The sequence below is a fragment of the Yersinia massiliensis CCUG 53443 genome (genome assembly GCF_000312485.1).
GTDB classification, from domain to species: Bacteria; Pseudomonadota; Gammaproteobacteria; order Enterobacterales; family Enterobacteriaceae; genus Yersinia; species Yersinia massiliensis.
This window is the reverse complement of sequence record NZ_HE997643.1, coordinates 382,811-397,929: the sequence shown is the minus strand read 5'-3', so window position 1 is coordinate 397,929 and position 15,119 is coordinate 382,811. Positions and strand designations below refer to the sequence as shown.

The following is a 15,119-nucleotide window of genomic DNA, read 5'->3' as shown; positions in this document are numbered from 1 at the left end:
TCATTAAGGATTTATATCATGGCAAAATTCGACACCCTAACCGTTCACGCCGGTTATACCCCTGACAGCACTGGCGCAGTGATGCCGGCGATTTACGCGACATCCACCTTTGCGCAACCTGCGCCCGGTGAACATACTGGCTATGAATACTCACGCAGTGGCAACCCCACGCGTACTGCGTTGGAACAGGCTATCGCGGAACTGGAAGGCGGTATACGTGGCTACGCATTCGCGTCTGGTTTAGCCGCCTGTTCAACCGTGCTCGAGCTGCTGGATCAAGGTAGCCATATCATTGCCGTTGATGATTTATACGGTGGCACATACCGACTATTGGAAAAGGTGCGCAGCCGCACCGCCGGTTTGCGGGTCACCTATGTCTCCCCTGCGGATACTGTCGCGCTAGAACAAGCGATCCTGCCCGAAACCAAAATGATCTGGGTCGAGACGCCGACTAACCCATTGCTAAAACTGGCGGATCTGTCTGCCATTGCGGCGATTGCCAAAAAACATCAACTCATTAGTGTGGCAGATAATACTTTTGCCTCCCCTTATATTCAGCGTCCGTTGGATCTGGGTTTTGATATTGTGGTGCACTCCGCCACTAAATACCTCAATGGCCACTCTGATGTGGTCGCCGGTGTCGCCGCAGTAGGTCAAAACCCTGAATTGGCCGAGCAGTTGGGCTTTTTGCATAATGCGGTCGGGGGGATTTTGGATCCCTTCAGCAGCTTTTTGACCTTACGTGGGTTGCGTACTTTAGCCTTGCGGATGGCACGACATAACCACAGCGCGCAACGTATCGCTGAATGGTTGGAGCAGCAGCCACAAGTAGAAAACGTCTATTATCCGGGGCTGAAAAGCCACCCTCAACATGCGCTGGCCACCAAACAAATGGTAGGGTTCGGTGGCATGATTTCTGTGCGGCTAAAAGGTGATGATAGCTATGCCCGCGCGGTGATTAAGCGCTCACATTTGTTTACTTTGGCAGAAAGCCTCGGTGGCGTGGAGAGCTTAATCAGCCAACCCTACAGCATGACTCATGCCTCAATCCCGTTAGAGACACGGTTAAAGCACGGTATCACGCCACAGTTACTGCGCTTATCAGTGGGTATTGAGGATACCGAAGACTTGATTGCCGATTTGTCGCAGGCATTAAACGGTTAGTTTTGCATCCCGTCAGCAGCTGTGGGTATCACGCCTGCTGACGGGTGGCGAAAAATGTTAAACAGCTCTTTGCCATCGGTGCTCACGTTCTTCAAAAATCAGTTTTTCCATGGATTGCAAAGCTTCAGAGTCTGCCAGTATCCGTAAGAAGTGCCCTACCTCACTGTCCTCATCAATAGACTCCATATAAAGAGCACGTAAAGAGACATCCGCCGTCCGAGGTAAGCTGCTTTGCCCCTTCTCCCAACGAGCAACGGTTTGAACATCAACCCCGAGTAATGCCGCAAGATTTTTTTGAGACATATTCATTTCAATGCGTATAAATCGCATGTCATCAGCGGCTAATGGGCTACAGCGGTTAACCAGTATCTTGCCAATCAAACGATGAAGGCCATCAACATCATCAATACTGGTAAATCGCTCACCATCAATAAATTCACAATGATAACCATTAGCCAGCCACACTGTCGTTAAACCACTTTCCGTGTAGTGATACATGATTTTTCTCCCTACTTAATCATAACCGTGATAACAAACAAGGCAGGATCATCCTCATGCCGCTTCAATACCGTCACAACCTCAATCATGTCCCTGCTGCGATACCTTGTAGATTAAATTTCCAATCGCCAGCCGCAGTGAGGTGCGGAGCTTCGGTAAAACGACTGTGTTTACTGGTAAAAACAGACATAATCTGTCGTAACGTGACACGCCGTTCAGACATCCTTTGTTTCGCATGTGTACTTAACCGAATGCGGCCAGTGCTATTTACTGCCAAATCATTCACTATTTTACGTGCTGAAATGGCACTAAGCGGAAATTCTCTGATAGCAATTCCCTGATAATGCGAAGGTGTATTCGATTCCATTCAATCACCTCTCAAATTTTTACCTATCAATTTGATAGGTAAAAAAAGGAGCGTCAAGAATTAAAAGACGAATTAGCTGAAGAGTGCGGGGAAACAGCAAATAACCAGAACAACTTTAACGCCGATGTGCCAGCGACCTCACCCATTTATCGCCGAGACTTTGCACGCCTTGCACCAAAATCACCAATATAATGAGTGTGGCAACCATCACTTCATTATTGAATCTTTGATAACCATAACGAATCGCCAAATCACCTAGCCCGCCACCGCCGATCACACCCGCCATGGAGGAGAAGCCCACCAGCATGACAACGGTTAAGGTAATACCGGCCAATAATGCAGGCAAAGCTTCCGGCAACAACACTTTTTGAATCACATGTCTGGCTGAACCACCCATCGATAAAATGGCTTCAATCCGCCCTTTGTCCACTTCATCTAACGCTGCTTCCACGACACGAGCAAAAAAGGGAATAGCCCCCAACGTGATAGGGACTATCGCCGCAGTGCTGCCCAATGTGGTGCCGATAATCCAACGTGTAATCGGAATTAAAGCAATCAGCAGCACCACGAAGGGCATTGATCGGCCCAGATTGACAATGGCACCGATCAACGTATTCAACCGTGGTGCTGGGAGCACACCTTCAGGGCGCGAAACAAATAACAACACCCCAAGCGGTAGCCCAATCAAAACAGTAAAAAAGGTGGCGATCACCACCATATAAATCGTTTCACCGGTGGCATTCGTCACCAATGCCAGCAGGTCCTGCCAACTCATGCCGCTGCTCATATCAGTTCCGCCCTCACGCCACGCTCATTAAGAAACTGTAATATCTCAGCCAAATTTAACCCGCCGTCTGGGTGGCTGAAATCAACTTGTAAACGCCCAACCCGGTGGCCACCAATGGATTCCACCCCGCCGCCCAACAATGTGACCCCCACAGCATGTTGCTGCGCTAATTCACTCAGCACTGGCGAGGCCGCTAAAGTATCAAAGAAGGTTAACTCCGCAACGGGCGTGCCAGATACCGACGCTGGCCCCCGTGTCGGTAATAATGAACGCCCCAAACGCGAATCAGGCGACGCGAGTAAATCCGCAATCACGCCCGTCTCCACGACGCGACCACGTTCAAGCAGTGCAGCGTGATCACAAATAGACTTCACCACATCCAATTCATGGGTAATTAGCACAATGGTCAACCCCAGTTGGCGATTGATATCACGCAGTAACGCTAAAATTGAGGCCGTTGTTTCGGGGTCCAATGCACTGGTGGCTTCATCAGATAATAAGTAAGCCGGTTTCGCCGCCAGCGCCCTCGCAATACCCACTCGTTGTTTTTGCCCACCGGATAACTGTGAGGGAAAAGCCAGGGCTTTATCACTCAGCCCAACTAAATCCAATAACTCTGCGACACGTTGTTGACGTTGCAGTTTCGGCATACCAATGATTTCCAAGCCGACCGCGATGTTGTCCGACACATTGCGCGAATGCAGCAAATGAAAATTCTGGAAAATCATGCCAATCTTCTGCCGCTGCAAACGTAGCTCACGATCAGTCAGGGTGGTTAACTCACGACCATCCACCTGAATACGGCCCGAAGTGGGCCGCTCCAAGAGATTCAAACAACGGATTAAGGTGCTTTTACCCGCTCCGCTGCGGCCAATAATACCGAACACCGAGCCGGTGGGGATCGCGAGCGACACCTCCGTCAGGGCCACCATTGGTAGCCCGCCTTGCGGATAGGTTTTACTCAGGCGTTCGATGCTAATCATGATTTATTGCCTGCCACTGGAATAACAGAACCGGCGTATTTTTCAGTGATAAATTTCGCTACTTCCGGTGATTGCAAATCTTTCGCCAATTGAATGATGCGTGGGTCCTTTGCCAGCGCTGGCGTGGTCACCAGAATATTGGCGTAAGGGTTACCCGCCGCTTTTTCCAACCCCAAAGCATCTTTTGCCGGATTCAGCCCTGCTTCTAATGCGTAGTTGCCATTAATCACCGCTAAATCAACATCATCCAAAGAACGCGGGATTTGTGGTGATTCGATTTCCAGAATTTTCAGCTGTTTGGGATTACTCGCAATATCCTTCGGCGTCGCCTGATTCTTAGCCGGATCAGTAAAGCCCGGTTTGAGTGTGATCAATCCCTGCTGCTGCAATAAATAGAGTGCACGGCTAAGATTAGTGACGTTATTCGGCACCGCGACCGTCCCTTTTTCCGGCACCTCTGCGAACGTTTTGTGTTTGTGGGAATACACTCCCAGCGGCTCGATATGCACTGTTGCGGCGACCGCAAACTTCTGACCCAGTGCCTGCTCTTGCGAGTGCAAATAAGGAACATGCTGGAAATAGTTGGCGTCAACATCACCGTGGGCCAACAATTCATTTGAGTTAACACCATTCGGAATCTCAATCACTTTTAGATTCAGTGATGGGTCGAGTTTTTGGACAAATTGCAGAATTTCCGCATGAGGAACCGGATCTGCGGCAACGCGCAATGCGTCAGCAGCTTGTGCTGATAAAGCAAAAGTTGATGCCAGTGCCGTGAACAAAGCTGTGCGAACCAAACCTGAAATACGTGTTGTTGTCATCATCATTATCCTAAAAATAAGTTTTTATAATTTAATATCAATAAGTTGAGCTGGTAGTTTCTGATGAGGCAATCACACCAGGGTAATGACGACTCGCGACATCAGGATGCGACCGTAGTCGTCCTTTGAGGTAATTTAGCCCCACATCACGGAACAGGGGATTTTGTGGATCGCTGGCTGGGCCACGTGCCTCTGCGGCGATTGCTGCGGGCAATTGGTACAAGGGCACCACCGCATCCAAACGCGCGCCGAGGAAAAAGGCGATGGACAGGCGGTCAGTACCGGCTGGCGGTGTTTCCACTCGATGCACCGTGGCACGCAGGTAGCCGTTACTGGCCAGTTCAAGCAGTTCGCCGATATTGACCACAAAAGTGCCTGGTTGGGGCACCGCATCAATCCAACGGCCTTCTTCCACTTCAACCTGTAAACCACGCTGTTTGTCTTGCAGTAAGAAGCTCAGGAAGCCGGAGTCTTTGTGGGCACCAACGCCCTGCCCGCTTTGGGTCGTTTCGCGTCCTGGATAACGAATCAGTTTGATGTGCTCGTTAGGCTTATCGCCATACAGTTCATCGAAGGCGTTTTCATCCAGATCCAATGCCAGTGCGAACGCACGTAATAAGCGCAGCGCCATACCCGTCATTTCACGCTGCCATTGCAGTAACGCGGGTTTCAACTCAGGCAATGCCGCTGGCCATTGATTCGGGCCTTGCAGTTGCGCCCAACGTGGCGTCTCTAATGTTTGTGGTAATGGGGTTCTTTCCGCACCAATATCAAACTGCTCGCGCCAATCAGGTTGACCACGAGTAAGCTCGGCGGCGGCGCGGTTATAGCCACGAAAATGAGGTGAGTTCACCATGGCAACCGCCAGCTTCTCTTCATCGGGTAGCGCGAAGAATTGACGTGACAGTGTTTGAATTTGTTCTAATAACGCAGGGTCGATACCATGTCCGGTGAGATAGAAAAACCCAATATCCCGTGCCGCATGGCGTAAGTCGGCTAAAAAAGTCTGGCGATCTGTTTCACTGCCATTGAGCAATGCGAGATCCAATAAGGGTAACGAGTGTGTAGAGGCGACATTCGCGGCAGATGGCGCAACGAATGGGGGGTGACTAACTAAGGATGGATGGCTTAAATTTTGGTGGCTCATTTTTCACTCCAGAATGTTCACTTGGCTGTTTTTTTTGCTCCGAACCAATGAAAACTGGACAACCATACAAACGAATAATCAGCATAATCAGCTCCTGAGCTGTGGGGGTGAAAGCAGACAGACGACAACACTCTTTCTTAGGCCATCAGGCTTTAGCAGCAAACCGCATCAATCCGCTCTTTTTTATTGAGCGTAAACCGAACAGTTTTAAGAGCGTTCTCGACTAGATACTTAACAATCTATATCTAAACGATATAAATAATTAACACCTAAACTCTGTAACTCACCAATATCAATCCGTTCTATGTTATGTCTTTCATCATTAACCGTGGGCTTACCCGCCATGATCATAAGGCTGTCTTATTGGGTGGATATGCTGACCCTCTTCCATGTTTAGGTAGAAAGTATTAGGTTAGCTACTAAAGCCCTTTATTCCGTTGGGGAGTTTGTCATGTCCTGCACACACACTATTAAGTATCACTTCAATCTTTCTCTTTATCAGGAGGTGGCTTAATGGACTTGGCCTTGTTTGATCTTGATGAGACGCTAATCAGCGACGATAGCTCCGGCCTATGGATGCGCTGGCTGGTCGATAAAGGGCTTGCCCCCATCGAACTGGCAGAACAAGAGCAATTTTTAATGAAGCAGTATTATCGTGGGGAGTTGTCGATGTCCTGTTATATGGAATCGACTTTATCTCCATTGGTGGGGCGGCAGACGGCTGAAGTAGCAAGCTGGGTTGAGCGTTTTATTGAAAGTGATATCCTGCCGCGCATTTATCCGCAAGCTCAAAAACTGCTCGATTGGCACCGCCAACGGGGCGATTACATCGTCATCATCTCAGCTACCGGTGAGCATTTGGTGACGCCCATCGCGCGGCATTTATCTGCCAATGCGGCACTCGCTATCGGTGTTTCGGTGGAAGATGAACGCTATACCGGCAAAACCTACGGCACTTTGACGTATCGCGAAGGTAAAGTCGAAAGGTTAAAACAATGGCTATCGGCATCGCCCCAGTTCGCCTTCCAACACTCCTATGGCTACAGCGATTCGATTAATGATAAGCCGTTACTGGAATATGTCGATCATGCCGCCGTCATTAACCCCGGTAATGAATTGGTGGATTTGGCGATTCTACATGATTGGGATATTCACCATTGGCCGCGCGCAAAAATAGATAATATTTCATGTCAATAGAGGGATAAATATGGTCACTGTTTGGGGTCGGAACAATTCGACCAATGTCAAAAAAGTGCTTTGGTGTTTAGAAGAATTGAACGTCAGCTACGAGCGTATTGATGTCGGTGGCCAATATGGCAAGTTGAATGAACCCCTTTACCGCTCATTAAACCCAAATGGCTTGATTCCTTGCCTACAAGAGGAGGATTTCATTTTGTGGGAATCCAATACCATCGTGCGCTATTTAGCCGCCAAATATGGGGAAAACACCTTGTATCTGTCTGACGCACGTGCGCGGGCCAGTGCTGAAAAGTGGATGGATTGGGTCACCTCAGGCATGAGTGTTCCGTTTAAAGCAGCATTTATCGGTTTAGTGCGAACGCCGCCAGATCAGCAGGATAAAGCCAAAATTGCTGAAGGTGTTGAGCAGTTGAATGCATTAATGACCATTGCTGACAGCACCATCAAGGATCAACCTTACTTTTCTGGGGATAAATTCGGTATCGGTGATATTCCGCTCGGGTGTTTTGCATACGCTTGGTTCAATATGCCGATCGTTCGCCCCGAACTGCCGCATTTGCAACGCTGGTATCACAGCCTGACACAAAGAGCCGCATTCCAGAAAGTGATTGCGATTGGCATCAGTTGATCATCATCTAAATGAAAAAGGGTGACTGACATCATCAGCCACCCTTTTTGACGCTTATCGAATAACGTGTTGCGGCGTAATAACCCCCTAAATGACGACAAATCGAGAACGATAATTAGAAATCGTAACTCGCGCCAATCATATAACGGCGGCCGTCGAGCACTTTATCGTTAACTTCGACATTAACGCGCTTATCCAGCACGTTATAGACGCCACCCATCAAGCGGAATTCTTTCGTTAGCTGATAGTTAGCTCCTAAATCCACAAAGGTATAGGACGGCGTACTTGCGCCAATACTGGTGCGGTTGAGGTATTCGGAGGTTTTGCCTCGATAATTAGCACGGATCCACGTCGCCAGTTCTTCACTTGTTTGCCAGTTCAGGGTGCCATTCAGCATGTGCTTAGGCATCTGGTTCAGCGGCTGACCAGAGAATTGACCACTTTTCTGCTCAGATTGCGTGAAGGTATAGTTGGAGGTCACTGACCACGCTTTGTTGATTTCCCAATCAAATGTGGCTTCTACACCACGAGTGATGGCTTTATCTACGTTGGTACGGTCACTGATAAATTTATAAGCAGTGCCATTAATCATACATTGGCCAGACGCATTACCAGTACTATCAGTACAACGGCGAACCTCAGTAATTTTATCTTTAAAATCAGTATTAAATAGCGTCAGGCCCGCATTCATACCTTCCTGATCATCCCAGAGAATACCGATTTCCTGGCTGATACTTCTTTCTGGTTTCAGGTTAGCATTACCAATAATGATCGCCGGATCGCCACGACCACCGGTGATTTGCCCCCAGTTTTCTGTGGCTTGACGCAAATCAGGTGAACGATAACCACCCGATACACCACCTTTTAATGTCCACTGCTCGGCTAAATGCCAAACACCGTATAAACGCGGCGTCCAATGTGTCCCGTAGTTTTCATCCTGATCCATACGTACACCACCCGTTAGGGCGAAGTCGTTGGTCATCTGCCATTCATCCTCAGCAAATAACGCCCAACTCCAACGGGTCAATTTGGTCAAATCTTTGGCTGACGCTAATTGGTTACCCTTGTCATTCAATTCTTCATAGCGATATTGCCCACCTAGAATCAGGGTGTGGTTATCCAATAAGAATGATGTTTGAGTATTGAAGACGTTATCTACGCTTTTCATATCGCGAGATGGATTTCGCGTTTCATCGCGTTGAACATAACTGGTGGAATTACCAAAGTCATAATAACCGTGGTGGGTAATCGCATAGTTATTGCGATCATATTGCACATCACTGCTCGCACTCGTTATGGGAATTGAACGTCCCGCAGTGGAGTTTCGGTCTTGTACATAATGGCCAATATCAAAATCAAATTCGTTTTGATCATCTGGCGTTAAGGTAAATGTCGCTGCACCATTTCTTAGGCGCTGTTCATTATAACCGTCGACGATTTTATCTTCGCTACGATGAGAAAGCAGGCCGCTGACTTTTAGCCCCAATAAGCCATCGATTAATGGACCGGAAGCGTAAGCATTGGTCTGGAATATATCGCCAGATTTGGAATCTTCTTGCAACGTGGCATCAGCACGGACTGTCCCATGCCATTCTTTGCCGACTTTACGGGTAATGACGTTAATCACCCCGCCCATCGCGTCTGAACCATATAGCGAGGACATTGGGCCACGCACTACTTCGATACGTTCGATAGCGGCTAAAGGAGGCAGCCAGCCTTGCTCAATACCGGAACCATCACTATTTGGCCGAGTGCCGCGCGTATCAACGCGTTTGCCATCCACCAGAATCAAAGTGTATTTTGCCGACATCCCACGAATACTGATATCACTGTGACTCCCGCCACCAGTGACAACGACGCCAGGAACGTCTTGCAGTGCATCGGTAATATCGCGATACGCTTTATTTTCAATTTGCTCGCGGGTCACCACTGAAATAGAGGCCGCAGAGTCTTGAATGCGTTGTTGGAAGCCTGTTGCCGTGACCACCATCGTATCTGTCGTGGTCGTTGCAGTCTGACTATTCGTTTCGGCAGCATAAGCCTGAGACGAGCAAATTGCAGCTATCACCAGTGCCGCAGATTTTGTTTTCCTAAAAAACATTATACGTTCTCCATGAGGTATAAATTGACTCAACGCCTTTCCGTCAGGTTGTTGCGGCATATAGCGATATCTGGCAAAGCACATTGCCGCCTGTCGGGCAGATGAAAGTTATCTTTTATAAATTTTGGCAATAGCTCACCGCAGCAGAAATAGCGCTTTCGGCTATGACGGCTTGATGCTTCATTATTATTATGTGAATCCGATTACTGCCGAGGTATCCATAAAAATATTATGGTTACAGCATCAATCCCTTCAGCCTCACCGTGTCTCTTGCGATAAACCCGCAGTGACATGCCCCATTCCCTTGATAAACAAGCATTGACACAGAGTATTCCTCACGCGCCCTAGAGTATTCATACCCATCTGACCGGTTGTTTTGGTCATGCGGGCTGTAGTGATACTCGTGCTGCTTTGCTGCTGATATTCAATGTGGCGCTAACAATAAAACAAATGATAATAATTATCAATATGATTGATGTTATTCATTTGGCATTAATGCGTGTAACCCTATATTTTATAATGTGATTTAATCGGCTTGAGCGATCAGGAGGCGATTCTTTTGGCAGGAGTAGGACTCATTTGGCGAAATTTTTTGTCTAATCATCACTAATGTCGGTTAATTATTGCTTACAAATCAAGTAGATTACGACCATAAAAAAAGGGCGATAACAATATCGCCCTTCTATCATTATCGCCCTATCACGATGGCTGAATTAAGCAGTAAGGCTGACTAGTCAGAAATCAGCACTGTTTTTTTCGCCGCTTGCGGCTCTTCACTTTCATCCCGCCATTTAGGGAATTCCATCTCGTTATATTTGATAACCTTAGTGCCACGGGTCAGCTTATAACCAAACCAAATCACTAGGAACAATGGAATACCGATGTAAGTGGCTGTCACGCCATACCAATCAATGCGATCTTGCAGGAATGCCTGATAATTCTGCCCCAAGGTAATGATTAAGCACAGTACGAAGGCAAAAATTGGCCCCAGAGGGAAGAAGCCCGACTGATACGGCAATTCGTTCAAATCACGGCCTTGTGACATATAGCCACGGCGGAAACGATAGTGGCTGATGGCAATTCCCAACCACGCGATAAAGCCAGTCATACCTGACGTGTTTAGCAGCCACAGATATACGGTTTGGTTACCAAACATGGAGCTGAGGAAGCATAGACCCGCGACCACGGTCGTGGCATATAGCGCATTACGTGGCACACCGCCTTTCGATAACTTGGCAAAAATCCGCGGCGCTTTGCCTTCTGAGGCCAAGGTAAACAGCATACGGGTAGAGGCGTACATGCCAGAGTTACCAGCAGATAATACCGCCGTTAGAATAACCGCATTCATGACTGCCGCCGCAGACAACAAGCCCGCATTCTGGAACACCAAAGTGAACGGACTCACACTAATATCTTTCACGTCATTGCGTAACAGACTCGGGTCGGTATACGGGATAATCAGGCTGATAACCAAGATAGCGAAGATATAGAACAGCAGAATACGCCAAAATACTTTACGCACAGCACGGGGAATATTTTTGCCCGGATCCTTTGATTCACCGGCCGCAATACCAATCAGTTCCGTTCCTTGGAACGAGAAACCGACAATCATCGCCACACCAATCATGGCGGAGAAACCACCGGCAAACGGGGCATCACCTATCGTCCAATTATGCCAACCAGCACTTTCCCCCCCTTTCATGATGCCACTTATCATCATCACACCCACAATGATGAAGATGACCACTGTCACCACTTTGATTAGCGAGAACCAATATTCTGCTTCACCAAAGCCTTTGACTGAGATGTAGTTCAGCAAGAACATCAAGCCGAGGAATAACGCACTCCAGATCCAACCGGGGGTGTCAGGGAACCAGTAGTTCATGACTAATTGCGCGGCGACTAAGTCAACAGCGATGGTCACTGCCCAGTTGTACCAGTAGTTCCAACCAAGGGCAAAACCGAAGCCCTCCTCAACATATTTGGAACCATAAGTTGAAAATGAGCCAGAAACCGGCATAAATGCCGCCAGTTCGCCGAGGCTGGTCATCAAGAAGTAAACCATCAGGCCAATTAATGCATAGGAGAGCAATGCGCCCCCTGGGCCTGCTTGCGATACGGTTGCCCCTGAAGCAACAAACAAACCTGTACCAATAGATCCGCCGATAGCAATCATGGCCAGATGCCGCGATTTAAGCTCTCGCCGCAAACGCTGTGCGCCTTGCGGCACTTGGGTTTTAGTATTTTGCTGAGTCATTATTACCCTAATCCACCCTTAAAAAATAAGGCGGGATTGTAACAAATCCCACCGGCTCGGATAGTAACAATGCGCTGATATAAGATACCTTCATGATCCCCGCGCTATTATTAGCAAAAGCGCAATTGCCAGCAAAAATAGTTTCCCGCAGGTTTTATCTGCCGCAATAACCCACAGCATTGGTGTAAAACAACTGAAATCCAGCGCGCTACACCTATCACTCGTTTTCGGTTTATCCCTACTGTTCAGTTGTCTTCTTGGCAATAACTCAGGAACCGCTGCAAAGCATTAGAGATGTGCTTTTGCCGATGATGAATCAAGTACAAAGTACGAACCAATGTGGGTAATGGGATTTTCAGTTCAACCAGTTCTCCACTCGCCAGTTGATCGGCAATCACCCTTCTCGACAGACAACTAATGCCCATGCCATATCTTACTGCGCGCTTAATAGCTTCCGAATTACCCAATTCCATGACCAATTTAAAGTGCGGCAATTTTGCCAATAGCAAATGATCCAACACCTCACGAGTGCCCGATCCGCGTTCACGTAGGATCCAATCCGCGCCAGCGAGTGCATCAAGTGTGAGCATTTTATGGCAGAGCGGGTTATCAGGCGCGGCGAAAACGACTAATTCATCTTGCAACCATGCCTGTGTCTTCAACTCCGGCATGTGGCAAGGCCCCTCAATCAGCCCCATATCATCGCGAAAATCAGCCACCGCTTCGATGACGTCCTGACTGTTACCAATATTCAGTTCGAGCGGCGTACCAGGAAAATCGCGCCGATATTTGGCAATCATGCCCGGTAACATATAGTTGCCGATAGTGCTACTGGCTGCAATGCGCAGCGCGCCCAAGTCATTCAGGAAAAGTTGTTCTATTTCAATCGTTTGATCAATTAACGCCAAGGCTTTGGGATAGAGCAAACGCCCATGTTCATTAGTGACTAAGCGCTTACCGACCCTATCAAACAGTTGTACCCCTAATTGCCCTTCCAAATCCGCCAACGCAGCGCTGACTGCCGATTGTGAAAGCGCGAGCACAACCGAGGCTTGGGTCGTCGAGCCGCTTTTTAGCACCTCAGTAAAGACTTCAAGTTGACGTAAGGTTATGTGCATAACGGTCTCTGTAGTAAAAAATGGAGGACGCTATCATGGCTTTACTGGTCAGTTGCAGGATGCTACTGAACTCATATATCCGTTGCAAATACAATAACTGACAGAAAAGAAAATAGCCTCAATGACCGTATAAGATTAACACCTTTGAGCAAAAGCGGGAGGTCATAGGGAAATGAAATTAAGTGCGAAGCAGGCTATTCGTTCTCATTTGATTGAAAGAAGATATAATATACAAAAGCAGCGAATGCACTGATAACTATGTTTACAATCAACCATATAACTAACAGATAAACGAAAGTTTGGGATAAAGGGATACCTCGTTCAACCTTAAACGGATTAAAATGTGGCAAAGAAGCAATATTAAAAGGCGTCAAATTAAATGACATAAAAAAATAAGCCATCAAATAAGGTGGGATAAACAAATAAATAAATGCAGCAATCGTCAATATCACCCACAACGACTTTTCATGTTTCTCTTTTTTCATATCAAGAATCCCTCTTTATAGGGTGACAGCTACCATCATCCGTTACACATTTCCATTGTGATAAACTTAATCAGTTTCATCCTTATCATGCGGCCTGCATGACGTCCCTCCTTTACCAGTTATATCGATTGATTATAAATATATAATGAATTTATCTATTATTGCCGAAGTCGTTAAACTATACGCAATCTTCACAGGCAATAGGATATCAACATGGCAACGTCTCATACTAAAGAACTCCCTCGACCACAACAGTTCACCCTGCCCCGCTACCTTCCGGGCTTGGTGTTAACCGGTGTGATTACTGGGTTGGCACTGACAGTGGGTGATATGCCGTGGTTTATCAATATGGGCTTGGGTGCGCTGACATTGGCCATTATCTTCGGCATCATCGTTGGCAATACTTTGTACCCTTGGGTACAACCCGTTTGCTCGGATGGCGTCTTACTGGCCAAACAACATTTGCTCCGGTTAGGGATCATTTTGTACGGTTTCCGACTCACCTTTCAGCAAGTGGCGGATGTCGGTGCCACAGGTATTATGATTGATATTTTAACATTAAGTTCCACCTTTATCTTAGCCTGTTGGCTAGGTAAACGTGTCTTTGGTTTGGATCAACAAACCGTGATGTTAATTGGTGCTGGCAGTAGCATTTGCGGTGCCGCCGCCATTATGGCCACAGAACCGGTACTGAAAGCCGACGCCAGCAAAGTCGCCGTGGCCGTCGCAACCGTGGTGATTTTCGGTACATTAGCCATTTTTGTCTACCCATGGCTATATCAGTTAAACCTGCATTATCAATGGCTACCCTTTGGTCAGGAAACCTTCGGTATCTTTGCCGGCTCGACGATTCATGAAGTAGCACAAGTGGTCGCTGCGGGTCATGCCATTGGCCCTGATGCTGAAAATGCTGCGGTCATTACTAAAATGATCCGCGTGATGATGCTAGCACCTTTCTTGCTGTTGCTTTCCGCTTACTTGGGCCGTAGTAGCGTGAAAACCAATGCAACAAAACGAGAAAAAAGTGCCATCACCATTCCTTGGTTTGCGGTGGTATTTATTCTGGTCGCTGGGTTTAACTCACTGAATCTGCTGCCTGCTGCATGGGTGAGCCACTTAATTACGCTTGATACCATTTTATTGGCCATGGCCATGGTCGCATTAGGACTCACCACTCATATCGGCTCTATTCGTCAGGCTGGAGTTAAACCGATATTACTCGCACTGCTGCTATTTATCTGGTTACTGGTGGGCGGTACAGGAATCAACTTAGTGGTCCAGCATTTTATGGCATAAAATAGCGACTGTATAAATAAACCAAGGGATGCATCAGCGGCTCTCAGACTGCTGACTAACACCGATGACTCGACCTAGAACGGTGAGGACAGGCAGAAGAGTAAAGCGTCCGCGCCAAGGATGGCGCGGCTCGAGCCATCAGGGATGATTTTACGGCGTCGTTACGATCTGCTTGTCCTCGCCGCAATGGCTACTTTTTCAGCTATCTCAGGGTAGCATCAGCGGCCCTTTTCTTTTCCTACCCTTTTCGCCATTCATTCATGCCAC

14 protein-coding genes are annotated in these 15,119 nt (G+C 47.7%); 4 read left to right on the top strand and 10 right to left on the bottom strand.

Annotated elements, in window-relative coordinates; all coding sequences use genetic code 11:
- The first annotated feature begins 18 nt into the window (after positions 1-18).
- On the top strand, positions 19-1,164 hold the full coding sequence (locus tag BN68_RS01830; RefSeq protein ID WP_019209445.1) for a trans-sulfuration enzyme family protein: 1,146 nt from the start codon (positions 19-21) through the stop codon (positions 1,162-1,164).
- 57 nt (positions 1,165-1,221) lie between these two features.
- On the opposite strand, the gene BN68_RS01825 is transcribed toward BN68_RS01830, so the two are convergent.
- The 6 genes from BN68_RS01825 to BN68_RS01800 all read right to left on the bottom strand — a co-directional run bounded on the left by BN68_RS01825 (position 1,222) and on the right by BN68_RS01800 (position 5,767).
- A complete protein-coding gene (locus BN68_RS01825) occupies positions 1,222-1,662 on the bottom strand; it encodes a helix-turn-helix domain-containing protein (protein ID WP_019209444.1) in 441 nt (146 codons plus the stop codon).
- An 85-nt stretch (positions 1,663-1,747) separates the two neighbouring features.
- Entirely contained in the window at positions 1,748-2,029 is a 282-nt protein-coding gene (locus tag BN68_RS01820) for a hypothetical protein (protein WP_019209443.1), read from the bottom strand.
- 115 nt (positions 2,030-2,144) lie between these two features.
- Complete coding sequence (locus tag BN68_RS01815) at positions 2,145-2,816, bottom strand: methionine ABC transporter permease (RefSeq protein WP_019209442.1); 672 nt, start codon at positions 2,814-2,816, stop codon at positions 2,145-2,147.
- The gene (locus BN68_RS01810) at positions 2,813-3,799 is read right to left on the bottom strand and encodes a methionine ABC transporter ATP-binding protein (RefSeq protein ID WP_019209441.1); all 987 of its coding nucleotides are present in this window, start codon (positions 3,797-3,799) and stop codon (positions 2,813-2,815) included. The genes BN68_RS01815 and BN68_RS01810 overlap by 4 nt, the downstream gene beginning before the upstream one ends.
- The gene (locus BN68_RS01805) at positions 3,796-4,620 is read right to left on the bottom strand and encodes a MetQ/NlpA family ABC transporter substrate-binding protein (RefSeq protein ID WP_042806360.1); all 825 of its coding nucleotides are present in this window, start codon (positions 4,618-4,620) and stop codon (positions 3,796-3,798) included. Before BN68_RS01805 ends, BN68_RS01810 begins: the two co-directional genes overlap by 4 nt.
- A 37-nt stretch (positions 4,621-4,657) precedes the next feature.
- Entirely contained in the window at positions 4,658-5,767 is a 1,110-nt protein-coding gene (locus BN68_RS01800; RefSeq protein ID WP_019209439.1) for an isopenicillin N synthase family dioxygenase, read from the bottom strand.
- Positions 5,768-6,280: 513 nt separating this feature from the next.
- Between BN68_RS01800 and BN68_RS01795 the strand changes: the two genes are divergently transcribed.
- Both BN68_RS01795 and BN68_RS01790 read left to right on the top strand, forming a co-directional pair.
- Entirely contained in the window at positions 6,281-6,964 is a 684-nt protein-coding gene (locus BN68_RS01795; RefSeq protein WP_019209438.1) for an HAD family hydrolase, read from the top strand.
- A gap of 10 nt (positions 6,965-6,974) precedes the next feature.
- Complete coding sequence (locus BN68_RS01790) at positions 6,975-7,595, top strand: glutathione S-transferase (protein WP_019209437.1); 621 nt, start codon at positions 6,975-6,977, stop codon at positions 7,593-7,595.
- A 115-nt stretch (positions 7,596-7,710) separates the two neighbouring features.
- Here the strand turns inward: BN68_RS01790 and BN68_RS01785 are convergent, their stop codons facing one another.
- The 4 genes from BN68_RS01785 to BN68_RS01770 form a co-directional block, all read right to left on the bottom strand.
- Complete coding sequence (locus BN68_RS01785) at positions 7,711-9,696, bottom strand: ligand-gated channel protein (RefSeq protein ID WP_019209436.1); 1,986 nt, start codon at positions 9,694-9,696, stop codon at positions 7,711-7,713.
- 730 nt (positions 9,697-10,426) lie between these two features.
- Positions 10,427-11,953, bottom strand: coding sequence for an amino acid permease (locus BN68_RS01780; RefSeq protein WP_019209435.1), 1,527 nt, complete (start codon positions 11,951-11,953; stop codon positions 10,427-10,429).
- 245 nt (positions 11,954-12,198) lie between these two features.
- Entirely contained in the window at positions 12,199-13,071 is an 873-nt protein-coding gene (yieE, locus tag BN68_RS01775) for a DNA-binding transcriptional regulator YeiE (protein WP_019209434.1), read from the bottom strand.
- A 194-nt stretch (positions 13,072-13,265) separates the two neighbouring features.
- Positions 13,266-13,556, bottom strand: coding sequence for a hypothetical protein (locus BN68_RS01770; protein WP_019209433.1), 291 nt, complete (start codon positions 13,554-13,556; stop codon positions 13,266-13,268).
- A 213-nt stretch (positions 13,557-13,769) separates the two neighbouring features.
- Here BN68_RS01770 and BN68_RS01765 point away from each other — a divergent pair, with 213 nt between their 5' ends.
- Positions 13,770-14,852, top strand: a complete 1,083-nt coding sequence (locus tag BN68_RS01765) for a YeiH family protein (protein WP_019209432.1) — start codon at positions 13,770-13,772, stop codon at positions 14,850-14,852.
- Positions 14,853-15,119 lie beyond the last annotated feature (267 nt).

Excerpts from the sequence above, each read along its gene's own strand:
- BN68_RS01830 (WP_019209445.1), top strand. The coding sequence starts at position 19 with ATGGCAAAATTCGACACCCTAACCGTTCACGCCGGTTATACCCCTGAC.
- BN68_RS01825 (WP_019209444.1), bottom strand. The coding sequence starts at position 1,662 with ATGTATCACTACACGGAAAGTGGTTTAACGACAGTGTGGCTGGCTAAT.
- BN68_RS01820 (WP_019209443.1), bottom strand. The coding sequence starts at position 2,029 with ATGGAATCGAATACACCTTCGCATTATCAGGGAATTGCTATCAGAGAA.
- BN68_RS01815 (WP_019209442.1), bottom strand. The coding sequence starts at position 2,816 with ATGAGCAGCGGCATGAGTTGGCAGGACCTGCTGGCATTGGTGACGAAT.
- BN68_RS01810 (WP_019209441.1), bottom strand. The coding sequence starts at position 3,799 with ATGATTAGCATCGAACGCCTGAGTAAAACCTATCCGCAAGGCGGGCTA.
- BN68_RS01805 (WP_042806360.1), bottom strand. The coding sequence starts at position 4,620 with ATGACAACAACACGTATTTCAGGTTTGGTTCGCACAGCTTTGTTCACG.
- BN68_RS01800 (WP_019209439.1), bottom strand. The coding sequence starts at position 5,767 with ATGAGCCACCAAAATTTAAGCCATCCATCCTTAGTTAGTCACCCCCCA.
- BN68_RS01795 (WP_019209438.1), top strand. The coding sequence starts at position 6,281 with ATGGACTTGGCCTTGTTTGATCTTGATGAGACGCTAATCAGCGACGAT.
- BN68_RS01790 (WP_019209437.1), top strand. The coding sequence starts at position 6,975 with ATGGTCACTGTTTGGGGTCGGAACAATTCGACCAATGTCAAAAAAGTG.
- BN68_RS01785 (WP_019209436.1), bottom strand. The coding sequence starts at position 9,696 with ATGTTTTTTAGGAAAACAAAATCTGCGGCACTGGTGATAGCTGCAATT.
- BN68_RS01780 (WP_019209435.1), bottom strand. The coding sequence starts at position 11,953 with ATGACTCAGCAAAATACTAAAACCCAAGTGCCGCAAGGCGCACAGCGT.
- yieE (WP_019209434.1), bottom strand. The coding sequence starts at position 13,071 with ATGCACATAACCTTACGTCAACTTGAAGTCTTTACTGAGGTGCTAAAA.
- BN68_RS01770 (WP_019209433.1), bottom strand. The coding sequence starts at position 13,556 with ATGAAAAAAGAGAAACATGAAAAGTCGTTGTGGGTGATATTGACGATT.
- BN68_RS01765 (WP_019209432.1), top strand. The coding sequence starts at position 13,770 with ATGGCAACGTCTCATACTAAAGAACTCCCTCGACCACAACAGTTCACC.